This window comes from Sulfitobacter sp. NFXS29, assembly GCF_040148765.1.
In the GTDB taxonomy this organism is placed as follows: domain Bacteria; phylum Pseudomonadota; class Alphaproteobacteria; order Rhodobacterales; family Rhodobacteraceae; genus Sulfitobacter.
In genome coordinates this window covers 57,976-74,780 of the sequence record NZ_JAGDED010000003.1, presented here as the reverse complement: position 1 = coordinate 74,780, position 16,805 = coordinate 57,976, and the positions used below count along the sequence as shown (strand labels likewise).

The following is a 16,805-nucleotide window of genomic DNA, read 5'->3' as shown; positions in this document are numbered from 1 at the left end:
GGCGTGAGGTGGGGTGTATCAACCGTCCTCGAACGGATCCCATTCGTCTTCGACCTCTGGCAGCGCCTCTGCCGTGGCGGCGGCGGCGATGTCTTCGGGGGTGCGGATCGCGGTGATCCGCGCTTTGGGGAACTGTGCCAGCACCGCCTGCATCATCGGATGTTCTTGGGCTTGTTTCTTCAGCGCCAGTTCGCGCGCATCGCGGATCTGCGCGATGGTTTCGGCACCGCCTTCGTTGACCAGCGACACCGCCCAGCGGTTGCCGGTCCAGAGTTGCAGCTTTTGCCCCAGCCGTTGCGCCAGATCGCGCGGGGCGTCGTCGGTGGGGACGAATTCGATGCGGCCGGGCTGATAGGCGGCCAGTTGCAGGCAGGTTTCGACCTCAACCAGCAATTTCACATCGCGGTTCACGCGGATCAACTCGACCACATGTTCGAATGTCGGGAAGCGGGCCAGCGCGGCGTTCAGGTCTTGCGCCAAGGCGGTGCTCTGCCCCTGCGGGCCGGGGTTCGACGCCATGCGCTGCTGGGCGTGTTGCACGGCCTGCGCGCCGGTGCTGCCTTGGGGTGCACCATTGCCGCCGCCACCGCCACCACCGACGGGGCCGGGGGGCGGGGGTGGCGTGCTGTTTTGCAGCTTGCGCACCAGTTCCTCGGGCGAAGGCAGGTCGGCCACATGGGTGAGACGGATCACGGCCATTTCGGCGGCCATCATCGCGTTGGGGGCGGCGGCCACTTCATCCAGCGCTTTCAGCAGCATCTGCCACAGCCGCGTGAGCACCCGCATCGGCAGGGTCTCGGCCATCTGCTGGCCACGGGCGCGTTCTTCGGGGGCGATGGTGGGGTCTTCGGCAGCGTCGGGGGTGATTTTCACGACCGACACCCAATGGGTGATCTCGGCCAGATCACGCAGCACCGCCATCGGGTCGGCCCCATCGGCATATTGCGCGGAAAGTTCGGTGAGCGCGGCACCGGCATCGCCGCGCAGCACCATGTCGAAAAGGTCCAGCACCCGGCCCCGGTCGGCCAGCCCCAGCATGGCGCGCACCTGTTCGGCCCCGGTCTCGCCCGCGCCGTGGCTGATCGCTTGATCCAGCAGCGAGGTCGCGTCGCGGGCCGAGCCTTCGGCGGCGCGGGTGATGAGTGCGAGCGCGTCGTCGGTGATCTCGGCATTCTCAGACGTCGCGATCTTGCGCAGCAGGGCGATCATCACCTCGGGTTCGATCCGGCGCAGATCAAAGCGCTGGCAGCGCGACAGCACCGTCACCGGCACCTTGCGGATCTCGGTGGTGGCAAAGATAAATTTGACGTGTTCGGGCGGCTCTTCCAGCGTCTTCAGCAGCGCGTTGAATGCACCGGTGGAGAGCATGTGCACTTCGTCGATGATGTAGACTTTGTAGCGGGCCGAGGCGGCGCGGTAGTGCACCGAATCGATGATCTCGCGGATGTTGGCGACACCGGTGTTCGAGGCGGCGTCCATCTCCATCACATCGACGTGGCGGCCTTCCATGATGGCGGTGCAGTGTTCGCAGACGCCGCAAGGATCGGTCGTCGGCCCGCCGTTGCCGTCTGGGCCGATGCAGTTCATCCCCTTGGCGATGATCCGCGCGGTGGTCGTCTTGCCGGTGCCACGGATGCCCGTCATCACAAAGGCCTGCGCGATCCGGTCGGCGGCAAAAGCGTTCTTGAGCGTGCGCACCATGGCGTCTTGGCCGACAAGATCGGCAAAGGTTTCGGGCCGGTATTTGCGGGCCAGAACGCGGTAGGCGGATGTATCTGTCATGGTGCCCCAGATCGGATTCGGTCAAGGCCGTAAACTAGGCGCTCCGCGCCGTGGCGTCTACCGTGCTTGCGGGATGCTCAGAGCATCCAAAGGATCGCGCCGACGCCGGTTGAGGCAAAGGCGAGGAAGATCGCCAAGATTTTCATGCGGCTGTTAGGCTGGGCATGGGCGTGATGGTCGCTCAGCCGCTTTTGGGTTTTCGCCGCCGAGGCCTGTGCCGCCCAATAGACGTAAAGCGCTGCAAGGATGAAGACCGAAGCCACGGCTTTCGCCACCCATGTCGGCTCGAACTCACCGAAAACGGCGCGCAGACCAATCGCCACGGCCACACAGGCCATGCCGGTGCGCATCCAGCCCGCAAAGGTGCGTTCATTGGCGAGAATCGTGCGATCCTCGGCCCAATCGGTGCGGTCTTCGGCTAGGTCATTCTTATCACTCATTGAACCAAACTGCGCCTTGCGCGTTCATGTGGCAATAGGCTTTGACATAGCGAGGGACGGTTCATGCGGTTGGGTGGAATTGGGCGGAGTAAGAATGTCATTCGCCGCAGCGGAAGGGCCGGCAAGGCTGGCGGACTTGGTCTGGTGGGCGTTCTGGCGGTTATGGCCATCGGATATTTCACCGGCATCGACGTGACCCCGCTATTGACCGGCCAAGGCGGCGGTCAGGTCCAGCAGTCCCGCCCGCTGAGCGACAGCGAAGACCCGCAAGTCGATTTCGCCGCCCGCGTGCTGACCACGACAGAGCAGGTCTGGAGCCGGATTTTCCAAGAGCAACTGGGGGAAACCTATACGCCGCCCAAGCTTGTGGTGTTTGAAAACGTTACTCAAAGCGCCTGTGGCGGGGCGTCGGGGGCGACGGGGCCGTTCTACTGCCCGGCGGATAACATGGCCTATCTCGACACAGCCTTTTTCCGCACGCTGGACCAGCGTCTTGGGGCCGAGGGCGATTTCGCGGCGGCCTATGTGATTGCACATGAGGTCGCTCATCACGTGCAGAATGAGATCGGCGTCTTGCCGCAGGTGGCTCGGATGCGGCAGCAGTCCTCCCAGGTTGAGGCGAATGCCCTGACCGTGCGGCTTGAACTGATGGCCGATTGTTTTTCGGGGATCTGGGCGTCGAACGTCGAAGGGTTGATGGAAAAGGGCGACCTTCAGGAGGCCTTGAATGCGGCGCGGATGATCGGGGATGACCATTTGCAACGGCAGGCAGGTCAGGTGCCACAACCGCATACCTTTACCCATGGTACGTCAGAGCAACGCGCGCGTTGGTTCGAACGGGGCTTTGAGAGCGGCGAAGTCGCGGCCTGTGATACCTTTGAGGCGGATCGGCTGTGAGGCGGTGAGGATGCCCGTGGTGCCCGCGGGCGGGGCACGTCGGCGGGCCTGCTATCTCTCAACCGCGTCATTTTCTTTGGAGTAGCGACCCCTCTCAGCGTTCCTGCGGAACGACTGCGGGGGCGTTGCATTGCTGCACAATGCGACGGTGGTGAGAGGCTGATAACGACCCAAGCGGGGCTCGTTACGGCTGCTTCCTTCCGGATCTGACCGGGTTGGCGAGGCGCTTGCCCGCACCAACCTCTCAAGGCCCATATAGGAGGGGAAGGATCGAAGTGCAAGCCTCACAAGCGGATCCAGATCTGGGCAAAGCCCGACGCCGTCATTCCGCGGGGATCGGGCGACAGATGCGCGATATCATTAACGAAAGGCAACGCGTTCGGTGAGGTATAGAGGACCGCTTGCGCACCGGTCCCATCGAAGTGCCATGGGAGAGCGCCGGACCACGGGTGGTCCGGGTCCGGCGTGAGGGCGGCAATCAGCGCCTCGGTCAGGGGCAGGGGGCTGCGCAGGGCGACATCTGCGAGGGGGGCGCGGTCAAATCCGCCGCCGCCCGCTGCACGAAACTGGTTGGTCGCCAATAGAAACCGTTGGTCCGGCTCGACAGGTCCCCCCTGCCACGACAGCGCGGTGATGCGCGCCCCACGGGGGCGGTGGGGGTCGATTGCATAGGTCACGCCGTAGATCGTATCGCAGTGAAAGGGCGGGCGGCAGGGATCGAGAAGCGGACCTGTCGCGCTGCCAAGCGGGGCGTAAACCTCTGCCGCTTTTTCCAGCCGTCGCCGGAGGTCAGCCCCCGTGATACGCAGCGCCCAGACCGCGTTTCGATATGGAACCAGCCCGGCGATGTGGCGGCGCTGCACCGCACCGGGGGGGATGTGTAAAAAATGCTCGGGCCCGCCGCGCCCGCCCGCCGTATGTGCCGCCGTCGCCGCGAGGATGGGCAATGCGCTGTCCGCCGTGCCCGCCACGCCTTCGCGTATCACCTCGGCCTGCGCGCGGGCGGTCAGCGCATCGATGGAGGTGGGCATGGCAAGGGCAAAGTAGTTGTGCAGCGCCGTCCCGGTGTGGCCGACCACCTCTTCCAGATGCTTGCGGGTGCCAATGTGGCTGATCCGCGCGGCACTGAGCACCACGGGATCGGCCAGTGTTTGCGCGCTGTTGTCGCGCAGGTGGCTGTGATGCTGCGACACCCGCCAGCCCCCCCGCGCGTCCCGTTCGAGGGCCAAATCCAGCACCGCCAAATCGGACCCGCCAAACCCCGGCATTGCCGCCGGTCGGTTGGACAGGGTGCCCGCCTGCGTGTCGACTCCCTTGCGCGGGCCGTGGTCCGCGCCGGGAAACCGAAGGTGGGTGTGGCCGGCAATCACGGCGTCGATCCCTTCGATCTTGGCCAAGGCGCAGATGTCTTCTTCGGCGGCGATTTCTCCTTTTTGGGGGATGCCCATATGGGCTAGCAGCACGGTCAGGTCGGCCCCCTCTGCCCGCAGCGCCAAAGCGGCGCTGCGCAGGCTTTCGAGGGGGCTGACGATTTCAGCCGCGTCTTCCAAGACCTCGCGGTTCCAAATCGCCGTTCGGCCCGGCAGAACGGAGAGCAGGCCAACCTGCAGCGTAGAGGAGGGATGCCCCCCAACAGCGGGCAGCAGACATGACACAACGGCCCAGTGGCGCAGGGGGCCGGGATCGGTCAGATGCAGATTGGTTGAGATCAGCGGCATATCAATCGCGCCCGCCACGGCGCGCAGATAGGGCAGACCATGATCAAGGTCGTGATTGCCCAAGCCCAAACCGTCATAACGCAGATGGTTTACACAGGCGACAAGCGGATGCGTGGGGGTGACCGGCATCTGGGCGAGTTGGTCGCCCAAGGCATTGCCCTGCAACAGATCACCATTGTCGAGCAAGAGACAGGCCGCGCCCTGTGCGGCGGCCTCTTGCCGGGCGGTGCGGATCAGCGTGGCAACCCCGGCCAGCCCATGGTGCCCCACCGAACGGTCACCCACATAATCATGGCCCACGATCTGCATGTGCAAATCAGTCGTGGCCAGTATGCGCAGACGTGCCCCGACCGGGGTGCCCCCCTCGGGGGGAACGACACCGGCCGTGACATATGTGCTGTGCTTGTTCACCGTAAAGGGAATTACTCGTTAAAATTATACAACCTAAAGATGTTTTGATATGACCAGATTTCAACCGGTCTGGCAAGGGGGCTTGGGATTGCCAATATCGCCCGCGCCGTGGCATGGCTGGGCGAAACGCACAAAGCCTGTATCGGGCCGGTATCGGGAGAGCACCATGCGTCATGCGGAGACGGTAACCTTTGGAGGCTCGGCTCTTGATCGGGCGGGAGAGATACGCGGCAACCCGGAAGCATTGGCGCAGCTTCGCGCCGACCCTGCGGCCCGTGCCATTGTCTTTTGGCGTGGCAAGCCCCTGATCGCGCCTGAACGCCCTGCCGGTTTGGTCCGATTGGCGATGGATCACCCGGCGCTGCAAGAGGCCGCTGCCGCGCCGATCTTGCTGGGCCGTGAGGACGGGGCCGCGCGCTTTGCCGTCGATATCTCAGGCTGGCAGCCTGCCGATCTGGACCAATCGCAACTGGGGGCGTTCCTTGACCCCAGCGAACAGCGGCACCCACTGCTGGGCGATGACATGGCATTCGCCGAGTTGCGGCGGGTGATGACATGGCTCGATCCGCGCGATGCCGAACTGGCTGCCAGCGGCAAGGCGATCCTCGGCTGGCACGAAACCCACCGCCATTGCGCGCGCTGCGGCGCTGCGACCGATCTGGCCCAAGGCGGATGGCAGCGCGTCTGCCCCGATTGCAGCGGCGCACATTTCCCACGCACCGACCCGGTGGTCATCATGTTGATTACCCATGGCAATTCCGTGCTCATGGGCCGCTCCCCCGGCTGGCCCGAGGGGATGTATTCCCTGCTGGCAGGCTTTGTCGAACCGGGAGAGACGGTAGAGGCCGCCGTGCGGCGGGAGGTTTTTGAAGAAGCAGGGGTGCAGGTCGGCGCGGTCAGCTACCTCTCCAGCCAGCCATGGCCCTTTCCGGCCTCGCTGATGTTGGGCTGCGCTGGCGAAGCGCTGAGCCGCGACCTGACCATCGACCCGGTTGAGATCGAAGACGCGCTCTGGGTCACCCGAGAAGAGATGATGGATGTCTTTGCCGGAAGCCACCCGCGTCTGCTGCCCGCCCGCCGCGGGGCCATCGCGCATTTCTTGCTGGAAAACTGGCTTGCGGATACACTGACCTGACACACCGACCTAACAGGCGTGGTCAAAGCGGCAGGGGTGGCAAATGCGAGCAGAAGAATTGGAACGGACGGAATGAAATTCTCGACCAAAGAAGACGTCGAAGCGCCGATCGAAGCGGTCTTTGACATGTTGTGCGATTTTGAGAGCTTTGAGCGGGCGGCCATGCGGCGCGGTGCCGAGGTGCAGCGCGCCGATGCGATGCATCAGCCCGGTGTGGGAATGACGTGGAACGCGGTCTTCCCCCTGCGCGGCAAGCGGCGCGAGCTGACGCTTGAGATGGTGACCTTCGACCGGCCCAACGAGATGGTGATCGACAGCATGTCACAGGGGTTGGCGGGGCAAATGTCGTTTGAATTGATGCCCCTGTCGCGCAACAGCACGCGCGTGTTGGTAGCGCTTGAGATCAAGCCGCTGACCCTTTCCGCGCGGCTCTGGGTGCAATCGCTCAAACTGGCCAAGACGACCCTGACCAAGAAATACAAGGACCGCGTCGCGGAATATGCCCGCGGTATGGAAGTGCGCCACGCCCGCGGCGTCAAAGTCTGAGGCTGCGCGCCTAGCCTACATCCCGGTCGGCGCGCCCCGGCCGGGATGGGCGGGGTAGGCGCCGAGAATTTCCAGCTTATTGGTGAAATACCCCAATTCATCCAGCGCGCGTTTCACCGCCGGGTCTTCGGGATGGCCTTCGATATCGGCGTAGAACTGTGTCGCGGTAAATGACCCGCCGACCATATAGCTTTCCAGCTTGGTCATGTTGACGCCATTGGTCGCAAAGCCCCCCATCGCCTTATAAAGCGCGGCGGGAATGTTGCGCACCTCGAAGACGAAGGTGGTCAGCATCCGCTCGGCCCGGCGCGAAAGGTCGATCTGCGGGGCCATCAGCAAAAAGCGGGTGGTGTTGTGGTCCATATCCTCGATATCGCGGGCCAACACGGTCAAGCCGTTGATCTCTGCCGCGACCTCGCCTGCCAGAACGCCATCGGTGCAGCCCTCGGTGGCGGCCAGTTCGGCGGCGGCCCCGGCGGAATCGGCGGCGGGTTCAGAGGTGATGCCATGTTGCTGCAAGAAACTGCGCGCCTGCGGCAGCAGCACCAGATGCGCGCGGACGTGTTTGATGTCTTTTAATGCCACGCCGGGGCGGGCCATCAGAGCGATGCGCACCCGGACGAAAGCTTCGCCGATGATATGCAGCCCGCTTTCCGGCAGCAGGCGGTGGATATCGGCCACACGGCCATAGGTCGTGTTCTCCACCGGCAGCATCGCCAGTTCGGCGCGGCCTTCATTTACGGCGCGGATCACCCCTTCGAACGACTGGCAGGGTACCGGTTCCATGTCGGGGCAGGCTTGAAGGCAGGCCTCGTGACTATAGGCACCAAGGGCCCCTTGGAAGGCGATGCGCGGCGTGGTCTGGACGGTCATGGATCGTATCCTGCTGCAAAAGGCGCGGAGAAGGGCAATTGGTCGCGGTAACTACACCTTGCCTGCGCCAAGGGAAAGCAATAGATACGCGGGCAACGATGCCAAGAACCATGGCCCGCCCATGGTGCCAATACCAAGTGATGGACCCTGACGCATGTTCGATACAATGACCCTGACCAAAATCGCAGCCGGCGTATTCGGCGCCTGGTTGGTACTTCTGCTGGGCAAATGGGCGGGTGAAGAGATTTACCACGCCGATGCACATGGGGAAGCGTCCTATGTGATCGAAGTGGCCGATGCCGGTGGTGACGAAGGCGGCGAAGAGATCGACTTTACCGCCGTGATGGCCGAAGCCGATGCCGACAGCGGCTCTAAAGTGTTCCGCAAATGCGCCGCTTGCCACAAGGTCGACGGTTCCAACGCCGTTGGTCCGCACCTTGACGGTGTTGTCGACCGCGATATCGCCTCGGTTGACGGTTTCGGCTATTCCGGTGCGCTGACCTCGCTCGAAGGTGCATGGACCCCGGAAGAGCTGAGCGCCTTCTTGGAAAGCCCCAAAGGCTACGCCCCCGGCACCACCATGGGTTTCGCCGGTCTGCGTAAGGTCGAAGACCGCGCCGACGTGATCGCTTACCTGCAAAGCGTTTCCAACTAATTCCACGCTGCATTGCGTGAGTGAAAGCCGCCCTTCGGGGCGGCTTTTGCGTTTGGGACGCGGAGGAACGTCTTCCTCATACAGGTGTTGGGCCATGAAACGTCCACACCGAAAGGAGACGCGACATGCAAAGTCATACAACCACGGTCAATGGGATCGAAATGCGTTGGGAAGAGACGGGGGCGGGGGAGCCTGTCATCCTGCTTCACGGTATTCCCACCTGTCCCGCGCTTTGGCGGGATGTCGCCCCGAAGGTCACCGGGCGCCGGGTGCTCGCTTGGGAAATGCCGGGGTATGGGGCTTCGATCCCGCAGGGTGAAGGGCGTGATATTTCGGTCGCGGCCCAGGCGGACTATCTGGTCGCTTGGATGCGCGATCAGGGTATCTCGCGTGCGATCCTTGCCGCGCATGACCTTGGTGGCGGTGTCGCGCAAATTGCGGCGGTGCGTCATCCTGAAATGGTCAGCGGGCTGCTTTTGACGAATGCGATCAGCTATGATTCATGGCCGGTGCCGCTGGTCAGCGCTGTGGCCAAGACCGGCGGCGTGGCGAAACATGCGCCCGATGGGTCGTTCCACCAGTTGCTGAAGATGATGTTCTCAAAGGGGCATGAGACCGATGCCGCCGCCGAGGCTGCCTTTGACGCCCACGCCCCGCATTACGCCCAACATGGAGAGGCCGAAGCCTTTGTCCGGCAGGCGCAGTCGCTGGACGTGGAAGACACCAAGGCCATCGCGGACAAGCTGCCCACGCTCAACATCCCTGCTCGGATTGTTTGGGGCGCGGACGATGAGTTTCAAAAACTCGAATATGGGGAGCGGCTTGCGAAAGATTTGAATGCACCGCTGCGGCGGATTGAAGGGGGCAAACACTTCACGCCCGAGGATCACCCGGACCTATTGGCGGAAGAGATCAACGCATTGATCCGCACGGTCGACGGAGCCTGAGCAAAGAGCGGGGCGCGGCATAGTGCGCGCCCCGCGCATCAAAATTACTGAGCCGCGATCACCGGGGCGGCGACGTTTGCCGCGGCGATCCCGCCGATGTCGCAGCGCCAGGCGGGCAGGCGGATCACGGCGCGGCTGCGGCCCGCCTCTACATGCACCTCGAAATCTCCGCCGTGCATTTCGATCAGCTTGCGGGTCAGCGGCAGACCAAGGCCCAGCCCGCCCTTGGTGCCGCGATTATCCATCATGCCGCCGACGACAAAGGGTTTGTAAAGCTCGGCAAGGTCGACGTGATCGTCAAAAGAGCCATTGTCGGTGATCGAAATCTCGATATTGCCCTCGGCGTCTTTGAACGTCCCTAGCGCGATTTCACTGCCGCCGTGCAGCACGGAGTTTAGCACCAAGGCCGTCACCGCCAATTCGATCTGGTCGCCATCTATGTGCATTTCCTCCAGCGGCAGGCTGTCGCGTAGGGTGATGGTTTTCGTGGTCGCATCCGTGGTGGCGAAATGCAGGGCCGAAACCGATTGCAAAAGATCGTTCAGATTGCATTTCCGCTCGTTCAGGCTCAGCTCTCCGGTGCTGACATTGCTGTAGGAAATGATCGTCTCGATCAACGCGCTGAGGTGGTCGACAGACCGCCGGGCAGAGCGAATCAGCAGCGGATTTACCCCTTGTTCGGCTTTGGCCTCCAACATGCGCAGGCTGCCGAAAAGAACCGTCAGCGGTGTTCGCAGTTCGTGACCCACGAGCGTTAAAAATGTGGATTCGGCGCTGGTGTCGGCCTTTAGCTCAGGGGCGTTCGGCTGGCTGCGCTCAAGCGCGGCGACGACCATACGGCCAAGGTCTTCCAACAGGGCGATCTGTTTCTCGGAGGGCTGTTCGTGCGGTTGCAGGTCCAGCGCGCAGAGGCTGCCAAAGCGGTGGCCCGAGGACAGGATCAGCGGCACGCCGCAGTAATAACGCGCCTCGGGTCCGCCCTTGGCAACCATGGGGTGGCGCTCAAATCGAGGGTCTTTGCTGAGGTCGGGCACCACCAGTGGCACGTCTGACATGATCGTATGGCTGCAAAACCCGGTGTCTTTCGGCATCGGTTCCAGCGGGTAGCCGACCACGGATTTGTACCATTGGGTATCGGCCTCCACGACGCTGATATGTGCAATCGGACAGTCAAGCAGACGGCGGGTGGCCTCGCAAATAGTGTCGAACAAAGCTTCGTTCTCGGCTGTGAGGCCGGGCACATCAAAAACGGCGCGCAAGCGGGCTTCTTCGTTAAAGGGAATCGGGTAGGTTCTCATTGTCTGCTCCAGTTTACGCATCGTTAATTTGAGTGAAGAATCTGTTAATATTGGGGCGAGAAATCGGCTGGCCCGCGAAGTTCCCGGGCGTCGGACACACATTCTCGCGAGCGGAAGCGGGGGAAACCGCCCTTCAGCGGGGCAACCTCCGCGGTGGACCGCCCGTGCAGGGCAACCTTACATATTCGCAACTTGTATCTTGGCATCTCACAGCGTTAGCCTAGATGACGCCTACCCGGACTATGCCACGCCAAGGAGTGACCTATGCCCCGTGCCCAGACCCGCGCCGCGACCCGCCCTTCGGTCTTTGATGACCTGCCGCTATGGCTCGCGACGCTGACGCTGATGGTGGCGGCCCTCTTGGCCGGTGCCGCCGCGGCGCAGGAGCAGGAGGTCATCAAAAGCCATGGCTATTCTTTTTATGGCGATCTGACCTACCCGGCGGATTTCGAGCATTTTAACTATGTGAACCCCGATGCGCCCAAGGGCGGGGAAATCTCGATCCCCTTCGTGGGCACGCTGGATTCGATGAACCCCTATTCCGGCAAGGGCCGCGCGCATCTGTTCTCGATCTTCGGGTTTGAAAGCCTGCTGGGCGAGGCCCCATCGGGTGAGCCGCTGCCGGCGGATGTCTATGGCGAAAGCTACTGCCTGCTGTGCGAAAGCCTTGAGTACCCCGAGGACAAGTCTTGGGTGACCTTCCACATGCGCCCCGAGGCGACGTTTTCGGACGGCACGCCCGTGACCGCGCATGACATCGTGTTCTCGCACAACCTGCTCTTGGACGAGGGCCTGAAATCCTATGCAGACGCGGTGCGCAAGCGCATCCCCAAGGTTGAAGCGCTGGACGATCATACAGTGAAGTTCCACTTTGCCGACGGTATCTCCCGCCGCAGCCTGATCGAGACGGTAGGCGGCGTGCCCGCATGGCCGAAACATTGGTTCGAGGAAACCGGCAATACCCTTAAAGACAGCTGGATGGACCCGCCCCCCGGATCGGGCGCCTATATGGTCGAAAGCGTCGATCTGACCAAACGCATCGTGCTCAAGCGCAACCCGGACTACTGGGGCCGCGACCTGCCGATCAACCGTGGCCGCATGAATTTCGACCGCATCCGGCTGGAGATTTTCAGCGACGACACTTCGGCCTTTGAGGCGTTCAAGGCGGGTGAATACACCTTCCGCGCCGAAGGGGATTCCAAGAAATGGGCCACGGGTTACGATTTCTCCAAGGTGAGTGACGGCGATATCGTCAAGGCTGAGTTGCCCGACGGCTCGCCTCCCACGCCTTCGGGCATCATCTTTAACCTCGGCCGCGAGACGCTGCAGGACCGCCGTGTGCGCGAGGCCGTGGCACTGATGTTCAACTTTGAATGGACCAACGAGTCGCTGCAATACGGGCTTTTCAGCCACCGCGCCTCGTTCACGCAAGATACGCCGCTGATGGCCGGGGCCGCGCCCGAGGGGGCGGAACTGACGCTTCTGGAAAGCCTTGGCGATCTGGTGCCGGGGGAGCTGTTGAGCGCGCCTGCCGTGGTGCCGCATACCTCAGACCCCAGCCGCCTGTTGGACCGCCGCAACGCGCGGCAGGCTTCCAAGCTGTTGGAGGATGCGGGTTGGACCGTGCAGAACGGCATGCGTGTCAATGAGGCGGGCGAGCCCTTGCGGCTGAACTTCCTGATGAACTCCGCCGGGTCGCCGACGATTTCGGCGGTGATCGAAAATTTTGTGGGCAACCTGCAATCCATCGGCATCGACGCGCGGCTGGAGAAGGTGGACAGTTCGCAATACACCGCCCGCGAGCGGGACCGCGACTATGACATGATCTATGACGCCTATGCCGCCTTCCTCGGCACCGGCACCGGTCTGTCACAGCGCTACGGGTCCGAGGCGGCAGAATTTTCGCTGTTCAACCCCGCAGGGCTTGCCAGCCCGCTGGTCGACGCGATCATCGAAGCCTCGCTCGATGCCGAAACGGCAGAGGACGAAGATGCGGCTCTGATGGCGCTGGATCGGGCGCTGCGGCATGAATTCTTCATGATCCCCACATGGTACAACGACAGCTATTGGGTTGCCTATTACGACCAATACGACCACCCCGAGATTCCGTCCTATGCTTTGGGCTACCTCGATTTCTGGTGGTATGATGAAGACCGCGCGCAGCAATTGCGCGCCTCCGGCGCCTTGCGGTAAAGCGACCTCATGGGTGCTTATATTCTCAGACGGCTGTTGCTGGTGATTCCGACCTTGTTCGGCATCATGGTGGTCAACTTTGCCTTGGTGCAATTCGTCCCCGGTGGCCCGGTAGAGCAGGCCATCGCGCGGATTCAGGGCGGCGGTGACGTCTTTGGCGGCTTTGCCGGGGGCAACAACGACGCCGGGGTCGACACGATGGCGCGCGGGTCGGACAGCACCTATGTCGGCGCCCGGGGCCTGCCGCCGGAACTGATCGAGGAGTTGGAGAAGGAATTCGGCTTCGACAAACCCCCCGTGGAGCGGTTCTTTCACATGCTGTGGAACTACATGCGGCTTGATTTCGGCGAGAGTTACTTCCGTGCCATCAGTGTGATCGACCTGATCAAGGAAAAGCTGCCGGTCTCGATCACGCTGGGGCTTTGGTCAACGCTGATCGCGCATCTGGTGTCGATCCCCTTGGGCATCCGCAAGGCGGTGCGCGACGGCTCGCGCTTTGACACTTGGACCTCGGGCGCGATCATCGCGGCCTATGCGATCCCCGGTTTCCTCTTTGCCATCCTGTTGCTGGTGCTCTTTGCCGGTGGGTCTTACTGGCAGATCTTCCCGCTGCGTGGCCTGACCTCGGATAATTTCGACAGCCTCAGCCCCTTGGGCAAGGTGGCCGATTATTTCTGGCACATCACCCTGCCGGTGCTGGCCTCGACGATCTCGGCCTTTGCCACGCTGACGCTGCTGACCAAGAACAGCTTTCTGGACGAGATCAAAAAGCAATATGTCATCACGGCCCGCGCCAAGGGCCTGTCAGAGCGCAAGGTGCTTTACGGACATGTCTTCCGCAACGCGATGTTGATCGTGATCGCCAGTTTCCCGGCGGTCTTCATCTCGGTCTTTTTCGGCGGGTCGATCATCATCGAGACGATCTTTAGCCTTGATGGGTTGGGGCGTCTGGGTTTTGAGGCGGCGGTGGCGCGCGATTATCCGATCGTCTTCGGGACGCTTTTCATCTTTGGCCTCATCGGTCTTGTCGTCGGCATCTTGTCGGACATGATGTATGTGCTCGTCGACCCGCGCATCGACTTTGAGAAGAGGGAAGGCTGATGGCGCTGTCCCCCCTGAACCAGCGCCGCTGGCGCAATTTCACCGCGAACCGCCGTGCCTATTGGTCGTTGTGGATTTTCGCGATCCTCTTTGGCATTTCGCTGCTGGCCGAGTTCGTGGCCAACGACAAGCCGATCCTCGTGAGCTACCGCGGCGAGTATTACGCGCCGATCTTCAACTTCTACCCCGAGACCGCATTCGGCGGCGATTTCCAGACCGAGGCCGCCTACCGCGATCCGGAGGTGCAATGCCTCATTGCGACCGGCGGGCTAGACGCCTGTTTCGACGATCCCGAGGGCTATATCCTCGACGCCGAGGATGGCGAAGTCGAAGGCGAGGCGATCGAGACAGGCTGGGCGCTCTGGCCGGTCATTCCCTATTCCTTCGACACCGCCGTGGACCGCCCCGGGGCCGCACCGCTGCCGCCCAATGGGCAGAACTGGCTCGGGACCGACGGCACCAAACGCGATGTGATGGCGCGGGTGATCCATGGTTTCCGTTTGTCAGTGGTCTTCACCCTGATCGTCACCGGGGCGGCGTCGATCATCGGCATTTTGGCGGGCGCGGTGCAGGGCTTCTTCGGCGGCTGGCTCGATCTGATCTTTCAGCGCATCATCGAGATTTGGTCCTCAACGCCGTCGCTTTACGTGATCATCATTATGTTCGCGATTCTGGGGCGAAGTTTCTGGCTTTTGGTGATCCTCTTGGTGTTGTTCTCATGGACCGCGCTGGTGGGCGTGGTGCGGGCCGAATTCCTGCGCGCACGCAACCTTGAATACGTCCGCGCGGCCCGTGCGCTTGGGGTCGGCAACGGCACCATCATGCTGCGCCATATGCTGCCCAATGCGATGGTGGCGACGCTGACCATGCTGCCGTTTATCATTACCGGGACGATCTCCACGCTGGCGACGCTCGACTTCTTGGGCTTCGGTCTGCCGTCCTCCGCGCCGTCGCTGGGGGAGTTGACGCTGCAGGCCAAGCAGAACCTGCAAGCGCCTTGGCTGGCCTTCTCGGCCTTTTTTACCTTTGCCATCATGCTGTCGCTGCTGGTCTTCATCTTTGAAGGCATCCGCGACGCATTCGACCCCAGAAAGACCTTCTCGTGACTGCTTTGTTGGACGTCAAAGACCTGCAAGTTTCCTTCCGGCAGGACGGGCAGTTGATCCCGGCGGTGCGCGGGGTCAGCTTTGCCGTCAACCGGGGAGAGACAGTCGCGTTGGTGGGCGAAAGCGGCTCGGGCAAGTCGGTCTCGGCGCTCTCGACGGTGTCGCTCTTGGGCGATAGCGCGCGGGTCAGCGGCTCGGTCACCTATGATGGGCAAGAGATGATCGGCGCGGATGACAAGCTGCTGCACAAGGTGCGTGGCAACGACATCTCGTTTATTTTCCAAGAGCCGATGACCTCGCTCAATCCGCTGCACACGATCGAAAAGCAGCTGGCGGAGTCGCTGGCACTGCATCAGGGGTTGAAGGGGGCCGAGGCCCGGGCGCGGGTGTTGAGCCTGCTGGAACAGGTCGGCATCAATGACGCGGAGAGCCGCATGGGCGCCTATCCGCACCAGCTTTCCGGCGGACAGCGGCAGCGTGTGATGATCGCGATGGCGCTGGCCAACAAGCCCGACATCTTGATTGCGGATGAGCCGACCACGGCGCTCGACGTGACCATTCAGGCGCAGATTCTCGACCTGTTGAAAGACCTGAAGGATGAGATGGGGATGGGGCTTTTGTTCATTACCCATGACCTCGGGATCGTCCGGCGCATCGCCGACCGGGTCTTTGTGATGCAGAAAGGACTGGTCGTCGAAGAGGGGCCGACGGCTGAGATTTTCGATAATCCGCAACACCCCTACACACGCAAACTGCTCGGCGCCGAGCCCACCGGCGCGCCCGCCCCTGTGGCGGCGGATGCTGCGGAAGTGCTGCGGACTGACAACCTCAAGGTTTGGTTCCCGATCCAGAAGGGCCTGCTGCGCCGTACCGTGGGCCATGTGAAGGCCGTCAATGACACCAGCCTGTCGATCCGCGCGGGCGAAACGCTTGGCATCGTCGGCGAAAGCGGCTCGGGCAAGACCACCGCGGCGCTGGCGATCATGCGGCTCATCGGCTCGGAAGGGGAGGTGACTTTTCGTGGCGAGGACCTGCGCAAATGGTCCACCAAAAAGCTACGCCGCCTACGCGCCGACATGCAGATCGTTTTTCAGGATCCTTTCGGGTCGCTCAGCCCGCGGATGACCTGTTTCCAGATCATCTCGGAGGGGTTGGCGATCCACAAGATCGACAAGGCGCGCGACCGACGTGAACTGGTGGCGGAGGTGATGACGGAAGTGGGGCTCGACCCGGCGACAATGGACCGCTACCCGCATGAGTTTTCCGGCGGGCAGCGCCAGAGGATCGCTATCGCCCGCGCTATGGTGCTGCGGCCGAAGCTGCTGGTTCTGGACGAGCCGACCTCGGCCTTGGACATGACGGTGCAGGTGCAGATTGTAGATTTGCTGCGGGAATTGCAGGCGAAATACGGGTTGGCCTATCTGTTCATCAGTCACGATCTGAAGGTCGTGCGGGCGATGTCGCATAAGGTGATGGTGATGAAACGCGGTGATGTTGTGGAATACGGCGACGTTGATGCGCTTTATGACAATCCGCAGACCGACTATACGCGCAAGCTGTTGCAGGCGGCTGGTTAATCAGACGTCGTGAGTGCCGAGAGGGGGAGGGGGGCGCTGCCCCCATCGCGCCGGGGCGCGCGATTCCCCCGCGGTATTTTTAAAAGGATGAAGATTGGTGGGCGTTGCCTGAGGGGCGGCGGCGGT

General features: G+C 62.5%; 14 protein-coding genes and 1 other RNA gene. 9 read left to right on the top strand and 6 right to left on the bottom strand.

Annotated features, from left to right (window positions below):
- Positions 1–18: 18 nt before the first annotated feature.
- Both J3456_RS06940 and J3456_RS06935 read right to left on the bottom strand, forming a co-directional pair.
- A complete protein-coding gene (locus J3456_RS06940) occupies positions 19–1,782 on the bottom strand; it encodes a DNA polymerase III subunit gamma/tau (RefSeq protein WP_349579497.1) in 1,764 nt (587 codons plus the stop codon).
- 77 nt (positions 1,783–1,859) lie between these two features.
- Positions 1,860–2,222: a YidH family protein gene (locus J3456_RS06935; RefSeq protein ID WP_349579496.1), complete on the bottom strand. Its 363-nt coding sequence runs from the start codon at positions 2,220–2,222 to the stop codon at positions 1,860–1,862.
- A gap of 63 nt (positions 2,223–2,285) precedes the next feature.
- Between J3456_RS06935 and ypfJ the strand changes: the two genes are divergently transcribed.
- Positions 2,286–3,119 (top strand): KPN_02809 family neutral zinc metallopeptidase, encoded by an 834-nt coding sequence (ypfJ, locus tag J3456_RS06930; protein ID WP_349579495.1) that lies wholly within the window; start codon positions 2,286–2,288, stop codon positions 3,117–3,119.
- A gap of 149 nt (positions 3,120–3,268) precedes the next feature.
- Here the strand turns inward: ypfJ and ffs are convergent.
- Positions 3,269–3,366: signal recognition particle sRNA small type (ffs, locus tag J3456_RS06925), an RNA gene on the bottom strand.
- Positions 3,367–3,403: 37 nt separating this feature from the next.
- A complete protein-coding gene (locus tag J3456_RS06920; protein WP_349579494.1) occupies positions 3,404–5,248 on the bottom strand; it encodes a 5'-nucleotidase C-terminal domain-containing protein in 1,845 nt (614 codons plus the stop codon).
- Between the two features lie 166 nt (positions 5,249–5,414).
- Between J3456_RS06920 and nudC the strand changes: the two genes are divergently transcribed.
- Positions 5,415–6,383, top strand: coding sequence for an NAD(+) diphosphatase (nudC, locus tag J3456_RS06915; RefSeq protein WP_349579493.1), 969 nt, complete (start codon positions 5,415–5,417; stop codon positions 6,381–6,383).
- 72 nt (positions 6,384–6,455) lie between these two features.
- Positions 6,456–6,929: an SRPBCC family protein gene (locus J3456_RS06910; RefSeq protein ID WP_349579492.1), complete on the top strand. Its 474-nt coding sequence runs from the start codon at positions 6,456–6,458 to the stop codon at positions 6,927–6,929.
- Between the two features lie 15 nt (positions 6,930–6,944).
- On the opposite strand, the gene J3456_RS06905 is transcribed toward J3456_RS06910, so the two are convergent.
- A complete protein-coding gene (locus J3456_RS06905) occupies positions 6,945–7,802 on the bottom strand; it encodes a prephenate dehydratase (protein WP_349579491.1) in 858 nt (285 codons plus the stop codon).
- A 154-nt stretch (positions 7,803–7,956) separates the two neighbouring features.
- On the opposite strand from J3456_RS06905, the gene J3456_RS06900 reads away from it, so the two are divergent.
- Both J3456_RS06900 and J3456_RS06895 read left to right on the top strand, forming a co-directional pair.
- Entirely contained in the window at positions 7,957–8,457 is a 501-nt protein-coding gene (locus J3456_RS06900) for a c-type cytochrome (protein ID WP_259946441.1), read from the top strand.
- A 125-nt stretch (positions 8,458–8,582) separates the two neighbouring features.
- Positions 8,583–9,404 (top strand): alpha/beta fold hydrolase, encoded by an 822-nt coding sequence (locus J3456_RS06895; RefSeq protein ID WP_349579490.1) that lies wholly within the window; start codon positions 8,583–8,585, stop codon positions 9,402–9,404.
- A gap of 44 nt (positions 9,405–9,448) precedes the next feature.
- Here the strand turns inward: J3456_RS06895 and J3456_RS06890 are convergent, their stop codons facing one another.
- Entirely contained in the window at positions 9,449–10,702 is a 1,254-nt protein-coding gene (locus tag J3456_RS06890) for a GAF domain-containing sensor histidine kinase (RefSeq protein WP_349579489.1), read from the bottom strand.
- Between the two features lie 264 nt (positions 10,703–10,966).
- Here J3456_RS06890 and J3456_RS06885 point away from each other — a divergent pair, with 264 nt between their 5' ends.
- The 4 genes from J3456_RS06885 to J3456_RS06870 are packed head-to-tail and all read left to right on the top strand — an operon-like array spanning position 10,967 to position 16,679.
- On the top strand, positions 10,967–12,895 hold the full coding sequence (locus tag J3456_RS06885) for an extracellular solute-binding protein (protein WP_502989495.1): 1,929 nt from the start codon (positions 10,967–10,969) through the stop codon (positions 12,893–12,895).
- A gap of 9 nt (positions 12,896–12,904) precedes the next feature.
- Positions 12,905–13,996, top strand: a complete 1,092-nt coding sequence (locus J3456_RS06880) for a microcin C ABC transporter permease YejB (RefSeq protein WP_349579488.1) — start codon at positions 12,905–12,907, stop codon at positions 13,994–13,996.
- Positions 13,996–15,102, top strand: a complete 1,107-nt coding sequence (locus J3456_RS06875; RefSeq protein ID WP_349579487.1) for an ABC transporter permease — start codon at positions 13,996–13,998, stop codon at positions 15,100–15,102. The genes J3456_RS06880 and J3456_RS06875 overlap by 1 nt, the downstream gene beginning before the upstream one ends.
- A complete protein-coding gene (locus tag J3456_RS06870; RefSeq protein ID WP_349579486.1) occupies positions 15,099–16,679 on the top strand; it encodes an ABC transporter ATP-binding protein in 1,581 nt (526 codons plus the stop codon). The genes J3456_RS06875 and J3456_RS06870 overlap by 4 nt, the downstream gene beginning before the upstream one ends.
- Positions 16,680–16,805: the final 126 nt, after the last annotated feature.